At 66.0% G+C, this 12271-nt stretch carries 12 protein-coding genes and 1 pseudogene; 11 read left to right on the top strand and 2 right to left on the bottom strand.

Features of this window, described 5'->3' with window-relative positions; genetic code table 11:
- Positions 1 to 83: 83 nt before the first annotated feature.
- From mgtE to tolA, 4 genes are all read left to right on the top strand, one after another.
- Positions 84 to 1505 carry a magnesium transporter gene (mgtE, locus tag I6F28_RS14135; protein WP_036025625.1) on the top strand — a complete coding sequence of 474 codons (1422 nt, stop codon included), beginning with the start codon at positions 84 to 86 and terminating at the stop codon, positions 1503 to 1505.
- Positions 1506 to 1681: 176 nt separating this feature from the next.
- On the top strand, positions 1682 to 1999 hold the full coding sequence (gene relB, locus I6F28_RS14130; RefSeq protein ID WP_036013755.1) for a type II toxin-antitoxin system RelB family anti-toxin transcriptional regulator: 318 nt from the start codon (positions 1682 to 1684) through the stop codon (positions 1997 to 1999).
- A 159-nt stretch (positions 2000 to 2158) separates the two neighbouring features.
- On the top strand, positions 2159 to 2977 hold the full coding sequence (locus tag I6F28_RS14125) for an aldo/keto reductase (protein WP_036013757.1): 819 nt from the start codon (positions 2159 to 2161) through the stop codon (positions 2975 to 2977).
- Between the two features lie 49 nt (positions 2978 to 3026).
- Entirely contained in the window at positions 3027 to 3866 is an 840-nt protein-coding gene (gene tolA / locus I6F28_RS14120; RefSeq protein ID WP_036025624.1) for a cell envelope integrity protein TolA, read from the top strand.
- A gap of 945 nt (positions 3867 to 4811) precedes the next feature.
- On the opposite strand, the pseudogene I6F28_RS14115 reads toward tolA, so the two are convergent.
- Positions 4812 to 5222, bottom strand: a pseudogene (locus tag I6F28_RS14115) (DUF599 domain-containing protein); the annotation flags it as partial.
- A 59-nt stretch (positions 5223 to 5281) separates the two neighbouring features.
- On the opposite strand from I6F28_RS14115, the gene I6F28_RS14110 reads away from it, so the two are divergent.
- From I6F28_RS14110 to I6F28_RS14095, 4 genes are all read left to right on the top strand, one after another.
- Positions 5282 to 5944 (top strand): glutathione S-transferase family protein, encoded by a 663-nt coding sequence (locus I6F28_RS14110; RefSeq protein WP_036025622.1) that lies wholly within the window; start codon positions 5282 to 5284, stop codon positions 5942 to 5944.
- Between the two features lie 275 nt (positions 5945 to 6219).
- Positions 6220 to 6423 carry a hypothetical protein gene (locus I6F28_RS14105; RefSeq protein ID WP_085969273.1) on the top strand — a complete coding sequence of 68 codons (204 nt, stop codon included), beginning with the start codon at positions 6220 to 6222 and terminating at the stop codon, positions 6421 to 6423.
- Positions 6424 to 6579: 156 nt separating this feature from the next.
- Positions 6580 to 7581: a hypothetical protein gene (locus I6F28_RS14100; protein ID WP_036025621.1), complete on the top strand. Its 1002-nt coding sequence runs from the start codon at positions 6580 to 6582 to the stop codon at positions 7579 to 7581.
- 42 nt (positions 7582 to 7623) lie between these two features.
- Entirely contained in the window at positions 7624 to 8064 is a 441-nt protein-coding gene (locus I6F28_RS14095) for a DUF1489 family protein (RefSeq protein ID WP_036015220.1), read from the top strand.
- On the opposite strand, the gene panC is transcribed toward I6F28_RS14095, so the two are convergent.
- The gene (panC, locus tag I6F28_RS14090; protein ID WP_225140142.1) at positions 8061 to 8912 is read right to left on the bottom strand and encodes a pantoate--beta-alanine ligase; all 852 of its coding nucleotides are present in this window, start codon (positions 8910 to 8912) and stop codon (positions 8061 to 8063) included. The genes I6F28_RS14095 and panC overlap by 4 nt on opposite strands.
- A gap of 281 nt (positions 8913 to 9193) precedes the next feature.
- On the opposite strand from panC, the gene I6F28_RS14085 reads away from it, so the two are divergent.
- From I6F28_RS14085 to I6F28_RS14075, 3 genes are all read left to right on the top strand, one after another.
- The gene (locus tag I6F28_RS14085; protein WP_036015216.1) at positions 9194 to 10117 is read left to right on the top strand and encodes a division plane positioning ATPase MipZ; all 924 of its coding nucleotides are present in this window, start codon (positions 9194 to 9196) and stop codon (positions 10115 to 10117) included.
- A gap of 343 nt (positions 10118 to 10460) precedes the next feature.
- Complete coding sequence (locus I6F28_RS14080) at positions 10461 to 11321, top strand: alpha/beta fold hydrolase (RefSeq protein ID WP_036015213.1); 861 nt, start codon at positions 10461 to 10463, stop codon at positions 11319 to 11321.
- A 144-nt stretch (positions 11322 to 11465) separates the two neighbouring features.
- On the top strand, positions 11466 to 12215 hold the full coding sequence (locus tag I6F28_RS14075) for a hypothetical protein (RefSeq protein ID WP_036015211.1): 750 nt from the start codon (positions 11466 to 11468) through the stop codon (positions 12213 to 12215).
- Positions 12216 to 12271: the final 56 nt, after the last annotated feature.

The following is a 12271-nucleotide window of genomic DNA, read 5'->3' as shown; positions in this document are numbered from 1 at the left end:
TGCGCTCGGCTTTGCCTTGTGGGTATTGCCTGAAGCCTCAGCTCACACCACCGGTTCCAACCTGTCAAACGGCGAGGCGCGCCATGGATGAACATCTGGACGTTGCCCCATCGGCTGCGGATTCGGTACTCGACCACGTGCCGATGCGCAATGAAGACGGCGATATCAGGCACGAATTCGTCGAGGAGGTCGCCCGTGCGATCGAGGCCGGGGACAGCGCGGCGCTGCGTGCCTGCGTCGCGGAGCTGCACGAGGCCGATCTCGGCGATCTGATCGGCGCCCTCGAGCCCGACGACCGCGTCCGCCTGGTCGAGCTCACCGGCCGCGATTTCGATTTCTCGGCGCTGAACGAGGTCGATGAGACCGTCCGCGAGGAGATCCTCGAGGAGCTGCCGCCGGAGACGGTCGCCGAGGGCGTCCGCGAGCTCGAATCCGACGATGCGGTCGAGCTCTTGGAAACCCTCGGTGCCGAGGAGCAGGAAGAGATTCTGGAGAAGCTGCCGCTCAAGGAGCGCGTCGCGCTCGAGCGCAGCCTGCTGTACCCGGAGAACTCCGCCGGCCGCCGCATGCAGACCGAGTTCATCGCCGTGCCCCAGGATTTCACGGTCGGCCAGGCGATCGACTACATGCGCGAGACGCCGGATCTGCCCGACCGCTTCTACGAGATCTACGTCGTCGACAAGGAACAGCACTGGCAGGGCGCGGTGCCGCTCGACGTGCTCCTGCGCACGCGCCGGCCGGTGGCGCTGACCGAGCTCACCGACGAGGACCGCCGCCGCGTCTCCGTCCTGGAGGACCAGGAAGAGGTGGCGCGCATGTTCGGCAAATACAATCTCGTCGCCGCGCCCGTGCTCGACACCCAGGATCGCCTCGTCGGCGTCATCACCGTCGACGACGTCGTCGACGTCATCGAGGAGGAGGCGGACGAGGACCTCAAGGCGCTCGGCGGTGTCACCAGCGACGAAGAGCTGTCGGACACGTTCCTCACCATCGCCCGCGGCCGCTTCAACTGGCTGCTGGTGAACCTCGCCACCGCGTTCCTGGCGTCCTCCGTGCTCGGCCTGTTCGAGGGCCAGCTGGAGAAGATGGTCGCGCTCGCGGTGCTGGCGCCGATCGTGGCGAGCCAGGGCGGCAATGCCGCGACCCAGACCATGACGGTGGCGGTGCGGGCGCTGGCGACGCGCGAGCTCGGTTCCTCCAACGCCTGGCGCGTGGTGATGCGCGAGGCCCTGGTGGGCCTCGTCAACGGCCTCGCCTTCGCCGTGATCACCGGCATCGCCGCGGTGGCCTGGTTCAAGATCCCGGGCCTCGGCATCGTCATCGGGCTCGCCATCGTCTGCAACCTCGTGGCCGGCGCGCTCGGCGGCATCCTGATCCCGATGGCGCTGGATCGCGTGCGGGCCGACCCGGCGGTGGCGTCGGGCACGTTCGTGACCACCGTGACCGACGTCGTCGGCTTCTTCTCCTTCCTCGGGATTGCGACGCTCTGGTTTGGGTTGAAGTAGGTCTCACCCCATCGTCATTCCGGGGCGCGCCACTTGGCGCGAACCCGGAATCCATTTGTCCGCGTCGACGCTGCACAATGGATTCCGGGCTCGCGCTTCGCGCGCCCCGGAATGACGACAACCGTCTTTAATCCGACTTTAAGCGACCTGCCGCATCATCGCCTTTGCTTGGGGGAATGGGCATGCGGTTGCGGCTGAAGGCGGACGGACGGATCGTCGAATTGCGGAATGGGCAGGAATTTCCGGTCCAGCCGCTTTCGGTTCAGCCGACGGCCAATGCGGCGCCGTCTGACACCGGCCCGCTCGCGGTGCGCGATCTGCGCCGGCGCGCCTGCCTGACCCAGATGGAGTTCGCCGCCAGGCTCGGCGTACCCGTCGAGACCATCCGCAACTGGGAGCAGGGCAAACGCGCCCCGCGCGGCCCGGCCCGCGCACTGCTCACGGTGATCGCGCATGCCCCCGACACGGTGTTCCAGGCGCTCGCCAAGACCTGACGCCAAGCCTGACGCCAAGCCTGACGCCAAGGCCTGACGCACAACCTCCCGTTAGGCCTGCATCGAATATCCCGCCTGGCTGCCGCGGCTTCCGTTGGCAGTATCATCGACCGGGTCCATAATGACGTCTGGGGCTGTCGCAACGGAAGAGGATTCCTCATGCTGTTCGTCGAGGCCAATGGCGCAAGGATTCCGGCGATCGGTCTCGGGACCTGGGAGCTGAGCGGAAGGCCGGCCGCGCGCGTGGTCGAGCAGGCGCTACGGCTCGGCTATCGCCATATCGACACCGCGCAGGTCTACGACAATGAGCGCGAGGTCGGCGACGGTTTGCGCGCCTCCGGCGTGCGCCGCGACGACGTATTCCTCACCACCAAGGTCTGGACCAACCATTTCGCACCCCATGATCTCGAACGCTCGGTGAAGGAGAGCCTCGCTCGCCTGCGGCTTCCCTCGGTCGATCTGTTGTTGCTGCACTGGCCCAATCCTCATGTGCCGCTCGCGGAGACGCTGGGCGCGCTGTCGCATGCGAAGACGATGGGCCTGACCCGCCACATCGGCGTCTCCAATTTCACCGTGGCACTGATCGAGCAGGCGGTCGCGCTGTCGGCGGAGCCGCTGGTCTGCAACCAGGTCGAGTATCACCCCTATCTCGATCAGGCGAAGGTACGGGCGGCCTGCGACCAGCATGGCCTTGCCCTCGTCGCCTACAGCCCGATCGCCAAGGGCCGCATCAAGTCCGACCAGACGCTGGCCGAGATCGGTCGCGTCCACCGCAAGACGGCGGCGCAGGTCTGCCTGCGCTGGCTGGTGCAGCAGAATGTCGCTGCGATCCCGCGCACCTCGCGCATCGAGCGCCTGTCGGAGAACATCGAGATCTTCGATTTCGAGCTGTCGGAAGACGAGATGGACCGGATCGCCGCGCTCGCCAATCCGAAGGGACGCCTGACCGACTTTGGCTTCGCCCCGAAATGGGATTAAGAGGGACCCGGGGTATGCTAGGACCGCGGCGGCAACCCAAGATCGGTCGATGGAACTGGGGAAGATCATACGGACGGACATTGCCGCCTCGGCAATCGCCCATCTGACGCTGGTGGCGCTGATCATCGTGATCAGCGAGGTCCGTCCGTTTCATAGCCAGCCGCCCGAAACCGTCGCGGTCGACATCGTCACGCCGGAGCAGGTGAAGCAGGAGGAAACCAAGGCCGAGGAGAAGAAGGAAGAGGCGAAGCCGCCAGAGCCGCTCCCCGATCTGAAGCTGCCGAAGCCGGATATCACGGACAAGGCGGAGGCATCGAAGCCTGCGGCCAGGCCGCAGGCGGCAGCACCATCGCCATCACAGCAGGCCTCGCCTGAGCAGCAGCAGAAGCAGCCGCAGGCCTCGAAGCAGCGTGAGGCCAACGCGCAGCCGCCGCCGCCGGCCGCGCCGCCGCCGGCCTATCAGACGCCGCAACCGGACGTCACCATCAAGTACGGGGTCATGCTGGGCTTGCCGCCCGAATTGCCGGTCGAGCCGAAAGGCGCCAAGGACGACGGCGGGGATGCCAACGATTCAATCGCTGCGAAGCTTCCGCCCGAGGTCATCGCGGAGCTTCGCCGTCACTTGCGCGGCTGCGCCAAGCTGCCGCCCGGCGTCGCACCGACCGACAACGTTCATGTCAAGCTGCGCACCGTGTTCGCCACCGACGGCACGCTGGCGCGCGAGCCCATCCTGATCGAGGCGCCGCCGTCCGCCAAGGGCGTGGCCATCGTCAAGTCCGCAACGAGCGCGCTGCAGAACTGCCAACCCTACAAGATGTTGCCGGCCAATCTGTACGGGGAATGGAAGGTGCTGGATCTGCCGTTCAGCCCGAAGGATTTCGGCGGATAGCGCGTCGTCGTGTAGTCGTGTAGCCCGGATGAGCAAAGCGTAATCCGGGGCTGCTCGCCCGGCAGCTCGAATTGTCCCGGATTACGCTCGCGCTCCATCCGGGCTACGAGAGCAGGGTGTTTCGCTTCTCTGTCAACCTGCCCGCTCTAAAATATTCCGCTTTACCGAAATTCGGAAATGACGTATGTGTCGCCCATCCCGGCTCAATCTCGAGGGGCGATCATGAGGTCGTCATTGTCGCGAGCCGGGCTTGCGGTGGACGCGGCAGCGTCGTGTACGAGAGCTGAGGGCAGGGCGGATTGCTCTCCGTGAGCCCGAGGCTTTGTACGGACGAGCGGCGCCGTCAGGTTCGTCGCGCCGGCATTTCGATGGCAACGTGCACAACGCCGTCGAACCCTGCGGCGCCAACGAACCGCGCGTACGGCAAAACCGTGTGGTCCTGGCCGTCGTTGCTACGGTCAAGCTCTGGCGAATGCGGCCCTCGCGTCAACCGGCGCGGTGCCGGTGACTTTCGCGGGAGTGAGGGAGGCCAGAGGGAACTCGGCTCCCGGGAGAGCGCGGCATAAGCCGTCCGACCATCGCGCAGGGAAGGCCGTGTGTTGGGCTTCACCTGTATGCTGCTGTGCGGTTCTTCCTGCGTGTGCTTTTCGCGCAGCGGACCGCGGGTGCCGCCGGCACCCGGCCTTCCCTGCGCCCTCTTGGCTATGAGGGCGGCGAGACGAAGCAAAGCTCGGGCGAAGCAGCCGCGAGATCGCGAAGGCATGTCTGTGATCCGATCTCGTGCCCCGGACGCAGCGCAGCGTCCCCCCGGCGATGCGAAGCATCGTCCGGTTCGACGATGCGCTGCAGAGCAGGGGCCCATGCCTCCGAGCAATCCGTGTGGCGCTGGGTCCCGGCTCTGCGCCGCAACGCTTCACGCGTTGCAGCTTGTCCGGGACACGTGGCTCAATGCCCCCGCTTCATCCCCTCGCCACCATTCACCACCTCCGGCGCCATCGCGGCCCAGGCGCTGGACGCGAACTGCCGCCGCTAGGTCACGACCACGACCGCTGCCGTGGTCACGAACAGCACCCAGGGGCTGACGAACCAGCCGAGATAGCCGAGCGCGAAGAAGAAGGCACGCTGGCCGCGGTTGAAGTGGCGGCCGGCGGATTCGAACAGGCGCGAGGTGCGGATGACGTGGGCTTCGGCCTCGGGGGTGTCGCGCTGTGAGGCCGGCGGCATACCGCCGAACAGGATTGCGACATAGTTGAACAGGCGATAGGCCCAGGCGAATTTGAAGAAGGCGTAGACGCAAATCAGCACGAGGCCGACGCATTTCAGCTCCCACAAAGCGGGCGAGCAAAGATTGATTGGCGGCAGGCGATGGCGCTAAAAGCGGCTGCAACTGCAGGACTAAACGAAGGACCAGTGACATGGCTGCGCTGAAACTCGCGATCGGCAACAAGAACTACTCGTCATGGTCGATGCGGCCCTGGCTCGCGCTCCGCGCCAACGACATCCCGTTCGTGGAGACGCTGATCCCGCTCTACACCGACGATCCCGCCGACAAGGCGCAGATCCTGTCCTTCAGCCGCGCCGGCAAGGTGCCCGTGCTGGTCGACGGCGACGTCACCGTGTGGGATTCGCTTGCCATCATCGAGTACGTCGCCGAGCGCTATCCGGAAGCGAAGCTCTGGCCTGACGACGTCGCCGCGCGCGCGCATGCCAGGTCGGTATGCGCCGAAATGCATTCCGGCTTTGTGGCGCTGCGCAACGAATGCGGCATGAACCTGCATCGGCCGATCCGCGCCGTGGCGCTGTCGGCGGATGCCAAGGCGAACATCGCGCGCATCGAGGAGATCTGGCGCGAGTGCCGCACCCGCTATGGCGCACAGGGACCGTTCCTGTTCGGCCGCTTCGGTGCGGCGGACGCCATGTATGCCCCCGTCGTGCACCGCTTCCGCACCTACGCGATCGAGGTGGCGCCGGACACCAGGGCCTACATGGAGACCATGATGGCGCTGCCGGCGTTCCAGGAATGGACCCGGGATGGACTGGCCGAAACGCTCGTCATCGCCAAGTTCGAGGACGCCTGAGCGGCAGTCCGACCGGCGCCGGCCGGAGGCGGGGACGCCAGCCGATCGGGAGGAGGGTGCGACAGGCCTGCGACATGTCGGCGGAATAAGCAGCTCCGCCGGTATCATCGCCCCACCGGCTGTCCCGTTATCATCCTGAAATAACTGCAAAAATTGTGCGCGGGCCATGCCGGCATGGCGCTGGCCAAAAGCATCGGACGCGTGCTATACAGCCGCCCGGGTTTCCGGCCGGCCCTCGCAGTGGGACACTGGGCGAGGCGGGCGCTGTTTGAGTAATGGAGAGGGTGTTGAAGCACAAATTCCCCGTGGGAACGCGCGTCCTATTCACGGCCAGCAATGTCGCGCGTCCGGCTGCGAGCGGCGCGTATGAGGTCATCCGTCTGCTCCCGACCGAAGGCGACGACTGCCAGTATCGGATCAAAAGCTCGACCGAAGCCTTCGAGCGCGTCGCCAAGGAAAGCCAGCTCGCGCTCTCCTGAAGGCCGACGCCGTCAGTGCATAGGCGCCTCCCGGGAATTGTACTCTGCCGCCGTCAAAAGGCCCGCTTCACCTTCACAAGGGTGGGCGGGGGCAGTTGCCGACTCGCGGTGCTCGCTTGACCATCCGCTCTTTGCTCGCGTGAGGGGACGTCGCGCATGAACTGGGCATGGGCCACTTCGCTCGACCAAATCTGGCTCTCGCCGGCCTTCCCGATTTGGATGACGCTGGCGGCTGCCGGATTCTTCGGATTGATTCTGCTGATCACGCTGTTGCGCGCCGACAGATCGGTCGCGAACGGCGCGCTGACCGTCATTACCCTGCTATCCATCGCGATCGCCGGCGCAGCCACGGTGCGTCTCTATGGACCGGACGCGCCGTCCGCTCCGGCCGAGGCGCGCGCGCAAGCTGTGGTGAGCGCGAGTCTGCCTGCGCTGTCCTGTCTCGACGATCTCGCCGGCGATGCCGTTGGCGCCGGCTGCGAGAAGGCGCTGTTCGGCGCGCCTGACGCTGCGGCCGCGGCGGTCTCCTACACCGCCGCCAGGATCGACCGCCTGACCGCGCTCGGCGATGTCGCCACGGCGGAGAAGAGCCTGACCCTCGACATGAAGGTGCTGCGCAAGTCGCTCGAGCGAGATCGTTACGGTCTCGTTGCACATGTGCTGGTGGCGCGTGACGGCTGCACGCAGTTCGATTGCGCCGCGTTCCGCTCGCTGACCGACCAGCAGCAGGTTGCCGCCAACATGGACTCCCATCTCTACGAGACCCTGGTCGCGCGCTATGCGCCGACCTGGAACGCGCCCGCAGCAGCCGCAGCGGCGATGCCCGCCAACGCCGCGCTCGCCGGGCTGCCGCCGTCAATGCCGACGGGCAGGCCGACCAATGCCGAGTTCCCGAGCGCGTCCTCGACGCCGCCGGTGAGCATCATGAATCCGGAGCCCACGGCGGCGACGCGCCAGGCCGCGCCGGCCGCAAATGCGGCGGCAGCACCGCGTGCGCCGGCCGCGGCCTCCGCACAGGCCGCAGCGCCTCCGGCATCGAGCCCGCCGGCTGCGAAGAAGCCGCCGCCCCAAAAGGCTGCGCGTGCGCCTGCGGCGCCGGTTCCGCTCGCGCCGCCGCCGGCCTCGACCGCCGCTCCCGCGCCTGCGGATAACGAGTAGATCGGCATTCCAAATGCTGGGTTGCCCGGCTAATGCTTGGGCATGCCACTCCATCTGATCAAGCTCGCCGTCGGCTGCGACTCCGTCAAGGAATTGAAGGAGTGGGTGGCCGAACGGATGCAGACCGCCAAGAAGAAGGGTCTGCCGCAACATCACATCCACATCACCCGCATGGTGCCCAAGCGCGACGCCGAGATCCTCGCCGGCGGCTCGCTCTACTGGGTGATCAAGGGCGAGATCGCCGCGCGCGAAAAGATCATCGGCATCGAGCCGTTCCGCGACAAGGACGGCATCGGGCGCTGCCGGATCGTGATGCAGCCGAAAGTGATCTCGGTCTCGCCGCGGCCGATGCGCCCGTTCCAGGGCTGGCGCTATCTGACCGACGATTCCGTGCCGGCCGATCTCGGCAAGTCAGCGGCCGGCTCGATTGCGGCGATGCCGGAGCCGATGCGGCGCGAGCTGCGTGACCTCGGACTGCTCTAAACAGCCATATTGTCGATCAGCCGGGTGGTGCCGAGCTTGGCTGCGACCAGGATCCGCAAGGGGCCGTCCTTGCGCGAGGTGACCGGTGCCAGCGTCTCGGCATGGCGGACCTCGTAATAGTCGAGCACCAAGCCGGCCGCCTTGACCATGTCTGCACCGCCGGCCATCGCCGGCGCGATCGAATCGCCGGCCCGGATGCGCCCGGCGCTCTCTCTCATGGCGCGGTAGAGGACAATGGCGGTCTGGCGCTCCTCGGGCGAGAGGTAGACGTTGCGCGAGGACATCGCGAGTCCGTCGCGCTCGCGCACGGTGCGGGAGCCGATCACCTTGACACCGAGGTCGAGGTCGCGCGCCATCTGCGTCACCACGCGCAATTGCTGGAAATCCTTTTCGCCGAAGATCGCGACATCCGGCCGGACTTGCGTGAACAGCTTGCCGACGACCGTGGCGACACCGCCGAAGAAGTGCGGGCGGAAGCGGTCCTCGAGGCCGGCGAGCGCCGGCCCCTCCGGCGCGATGCGGGTGGCAAACCCCTCCGGATACATGGCCGCGACGCCCGGGTGCCAGACGATATCGACGTCCTCGGCCGCGAGCTTGGCGATGTCGGCCGTCCAGGTGCGCGGATAGGCGCCGAAATCCTCGGTCGGAGCGAACTGGGTCGGGTTGACGAAGATCGACACCACGACGCGGCTGGCGCGCCGCTTGGCGAGGCGAACCAGCGACACATGCCCGTCATGGAGGGCCCCCATGGTCGGGACCAGTGCGATCGTGGCCTTTCGCTTGCGGAGATTGTCGACGGCGCGTCGCAGGGCGGGGACCGTGCGGGCGATCAATGGGCTTGCTGACATTGGGACTCGACGATTGGGAAGCGGCGCAGGTGCGGGCGTCGCGCCCGGCGGCTAACCTTAACAAGCGGAGATCGTGGACGCCATGCATCCGGATGCGGCACAGCATCCCGCGCAAGGCGGCGTAGAACGTCGCGACATTGTGGGCTGGATCACAGACGAAAGACGGCGCCGCGACACATCGTGAGAACGGCGCGTTGCAATTTGCATTTCCTGTCACGCATTTCACTTGACCGCTGACGCGGTCAACTCGAAGATATTCGCAAGGGGTGTTGAGGATCGCCATGCTTGTGCAGGCTAGCCAAGGCCAATCCGGCTCGGCGCACGTGGTCGTGCTCGGCAACGAGAAGGGCGGCTCCGGCAAATCGACCACGGCCTTGCACATCGCCGTTGCACTTCTGAAGGCCGGCCAGCGCGTCGCCACCATCGACCTCGATTGTCGCCAGCAGAGCTTCACGCGCTACATCGGCAACCGGTCCGCCTGGGCGCAACGTACCAAGCTCGACCTCGAGCTGCCGGTGCATCGCTGCATCAAGCTCGGCGAGACCATGCAGATTGCCGAGAACGAGAATTCCGAGTTCCAGCAGTTCATGGAAGCCGTCTCCGCGGTCGAGAGCAGCTTCGACTTCATCGTCATCGATACGCCCGGCACCGACAGCTATCTGATGCGGCTCGCGCATTCGATGGCCGACACCCTGGTCACGCCGATCAACGACAGCTTCCTCGATTTCGACGTGCTCGGCACCGTCGATCCCGCGACTTACGCAGTGACGGGCGAGAGCCACTACGCCGAGATGGTGCGTGACGTCAGGCGCAAGCGACGCCAGCTCGACGGCGCAACCACAGACTGGATCGTCGTGCGCAACCGCCTTTCCATGCTCGGCTCGCGCAACAAGCAGCTCGTCGCCGAGGGCCTGAAGGATCTGTCGCTGCGGCTCGGCTTCCGCTACGTCGACGGCTTCGCCGAGCGGGTCGTGTACCGCGAATTCTTCCCACGCGGCCTGACCGCCCTGGACGATATCGACGAGGCCACGCTCGGCATGCGGCCCAATCTCGGCCATCTCACCGCGCGGGAGGAGGTGACGAGCCTGCTCCGCCAGCTCAAGCTCCCGCTCGACGAGCGCGGCCGCCGCCGCGCGGCCAACCGGGCCGAGTGGTTCAGCCAGGTCGACAAGCCGCTCGAGGTCCACGATATCCTCGGCGCCTGACCTCGCGGTATAGCGCTACTCCCGGCCGATCCGGGCCTTCGGCTGGCGCGGGAACCGGGACTGCGCCGCGCGCGTTTTCACCCTGCATTTACCGCGAGTCGAACCCGATCAAGACCGGTTGCGTCGAATAGGCACCTGCACCCTCACGTAGCGGTATGAGAATGGGGTGCTCACCGAACGAGTGCAACGCACAATGAAAGGGCTGCCGATTCACAACATTTAGCCTTCCTGTCACGCTGCTGTGACATATATTAGGGAATAGGCGACAAGGGGACGAAGAGCCCCGGAGAACACGATTTTCAACAGGGATTCAGGCCGCTTAGGCCTGAGGCTGAGGACGAAAATGAAGCGTGGAATTGCCGTTCTGGTTTCGGTCAGTGCCCTCTGCGGCATCGCCTATTTCACGGCGAGCAAGTGGGCGATCAAGCACGAGACCATCACATTCTACGATGCCTCGCGCGATAACCGTCCGGTGCCTGTTTCCATCGCGGTGCGCCGCGACAAGGAAATGCAGGCCAATGCCGGCATGATCAAGCTGCCCGTCGCGGTGATCAATCACGGCAACACCGTCAAGAACACCGAATACGGCTTCCTCGCCAACATCTTCGCTGCGCGCGGCTACATGGTCATGAGCCCGCAGCACGATCTGCCGACTGATCCTCCGATGGTCACCAAGCCCGGCGAGCTCTATGTCGGCCGGCTGCCGCAGATCCTGCGCGGCGTCGCCAACATCCATCTCGCCGTGCACGAGATGAAGAAGGTTCAGCCCAACGCCGATTACGACAAGGTTACGATGGTCGGCCATTCCATGGGCGGCGACATCACCATGTACTTCGCCAAGCAGTATCCGGATGAGGTCAAGAAGGTCGTCACCCTCGACAATCTGCGCGTGCCCTTCGTTACCGCGGGCAAGTTCAAGATCCTGTCGTTCCGCTCCCAGGATCCGCAGTTCAAGGCCGACGCCGGCGTGATTCCAACCGACGAGGAATGCGAGCAGGCAGGCATTCAGGTCGTGAAGACCGAGTTCCAGCACAACGACATGCGCGATACCGGTCCGGATGTGGCGAAAAGCTCGATCCAGAGCATGCTCGACAAGTTCCTGAGCGCGACCGACAGCGAGATCGCACCGGTCGACACGCAGTCCGCCCCGCCCAAGATCCTGGAGCCGGGCCCGGTCGCCCTGATGGCTCCTGCCAAGAGCTGACGTCCAAGAGCTTACCGAGCTGACGTCGTCGCAAGGCTGCACCAATCGTCGAAGCCTCCGCCGGCGCCCGCCCGCGGAGGCTTTGCGCATTGACCGTGCCGCATGCGCTGACCACATTAGCTTCTGACGCAAGGTGTAGCTGCGATGTCGGGCGAACCCATCAAACCGCGCGGCCGCGATGCCGTCTCGGCGCGAGCAGACGGCGTGCTGCCGCAAGCGCAAACCTCGACCTCGGAAGACATCGCCGCGTTCGTTGCCAAGGCGCGGACCCTCTCGCCGCATGCCCCGGGCGCAAGGGGGCGGCTGATCTTCGCGCTGGATGCGACCATGAGCCGGCAGCCGACCTGGGACTTGGCCTGCGCGCTCCAGGCCGACATGTTTCGCGAGACCGCAGCGCTCGGCAGTCTCGACATCCGGCTGGTCTATTATCGCGGCCTCAACGAGTGCCGAGCCACGGCTTGGATTTCCGACAGCGCCAGGCTGGCGACGCTGATGAGCAAGATCGATTGCCGCGGCGGCGATACCCAGATCGGCAAGGTCCTGAGCGAGGCCAGGCGCGAGGCAGTAGCATCCGGCGTGCGGGCCGTGGTCTTCGTCGGCGATGCCATGGAGGAAGACATCGACGAGCTCTGCGCCAAGGCCGGCGAGCTCGGCATGCTCAAGGTGCCCGTATTCGTCTTTCAGGAGGGCCATGACGCGGTCGCCGAACAGGCCTTCCGCGAGATGGCGCGGCTGACTGGCGGTGCCTGGTGCCGGTTCGATCCCGGTGCGGCAGCGCAGCTGCGCGAGCTGTTGCGGGCAGCTGCGGCCTATGCCGCGGGTGGACGTGAGGCGCTGTTGAAGCTGGCTGGAAGCGTGAGTGGCGCGGCGAAGCTGATCAGCCAGATGAAATAGCAGCCCGGCCCGTGCGGCTTGCGGCGCTGGGCGCCATGCTTTTTGACAACAGCACG

Source organism: Bradyrhizobium sp. NBAIM14 (assembly GCF_020193895.1).
Classification (GTDB): Bacteria; Pseudomonadota; Alphaproteobacteria; order Rhizobiales; family Xanthobacteraceae; genus Bradyrhizobium; species Bradyrhizobium yuanmingense.
The sequence above is the reverse complement of the archived record's forward strand: the minus strand, read 5'-3'. Positions and strand labels throughout refer to the sequence as shown.

Coding starts and splice junctions, on each gene's coding strand:
- panC (WP_225140142.1), bottom strand. CDS start 8,912: ATGTCAGCAAGCCCATTGATCGCCCGCACGGTCCCCGCCCTGCGACGC.
- relB (WP_036013755.1), top strand. CDS start 1,682: ATGGGCATGCGGTTGCGGCTGAAGGCGGACGGACGGATCGTCGAATTG.
- tolA (WP_036025624.1), top strand. CDS start 3,027: ATGGAACTGGGGAAGATCATACGGACGGACATTGCCGCCTCGGCAATC.
- I6F28_RS14105 (WP_085969273.1), top strand. CDS start 6,220: ATGGAGAGGGTGTTGAAGCACAAATTCCCCGTGGGAACGCGCGTCCTA.
- I6F28_RS14125 (WP_036013757.1), top strand. CDS start 2,159: ATGCTGTTCGTCGAGGCCAATGGCGCAAGGATTCCGGCGATCGGTCTC.
- mgtE (WP_036025625.1), top strand. CDS start 84: ATGGATGAACATCTGGACGTTGCCCCATCGGCTGCGGATTCGGTACTC.
- I6F28_RS14110 (WP_036025622.1), top strand. CDS start 5,282: ATGGCTGCGCTGAAACTCGCGATCGGCAACAAGAACTACTCGTCATGG.
- I6F28_RS14085 (WP_036015216.1), top strand. CDS start 9,194: ATGCTTGTGCAGGCTAGCCAAGGCCAATCCGGCTCGGCGCACGTGGTC.
- I6F28_RS14080 (WP_036015213.1), top strand. CDS start 10,461: ATGAAGCGTGGAATTGCCGTTCTGGTTTCGGTCAGTGCCCTCTGCGGC.
- I6F28_RS14095 (WP_036015220.1), top strand. CDS start 7,624: ATGCCACTCCATCTGATCAAGCTCGCCGTCGGCTGCGACTCCGTCAAG.
- I6F28_RS14075 (WP_036015211.1), top strand. CDS start 11,466: ATGTCGGGCGAACCCATCAAACCGCGCGGCCGCGATGCCGTCTCGGCG.
- I6F28_RS14100 (WP_036025621.1), top strand. CDS start 6,580: ATGAACTGGGCATGGGCCACTTCGCTCGACCAAATCTGGCTCTCGCCG.